The following is a 277-nucleotide window of genomic DNA, read 5'->3' on the forward strand; positions in this document are numbered from 1 at the left end:
ATTTTCTCTATAGCTTTCTTAATTAGTGGTAATACCTGTTTATCTCTTTCCTCCCAATTAAATCTTTTATTTCCGTTATGATATGTTTTTCCCTTCGGAGAATTTTGTTGTAACCATTCTTTAGCGTAATAATATAATAATGTATACAACCCCTTATCTAACTCTCTAAGTTGATTTTGAGAATAGTTCGGATATTGCTCAACAAGATTTAACCATCGCTTTTTTAGTTCATCTAATTTTTTTATTGTAGGCGCTTCCTTTTTGGGTTGTTTTTCAA

General features: G+C 30.0%; 1 protein-coding gene. It reads right to left on the reverse strand.

Annotated elements, in window-relative coordinates; genetic code table 11:
- On the reverse strand, positions 1 to 277 hold a 277-nt coding region (locus VU18_RS15785), incomplete at both ends, for a TnsD family Tn7-like transposition protein (protein WP_047758481.1).

The organism is Geobacillus sp. ZGt-1, assembly GCF_001026865.1.
GTDB classification, from domain to species: Bacteria; Bacillota; Bacilli; order Bacillales; family Anoxybacillaceae; genus Geobacillus; species Geobacillus thermoleovorans.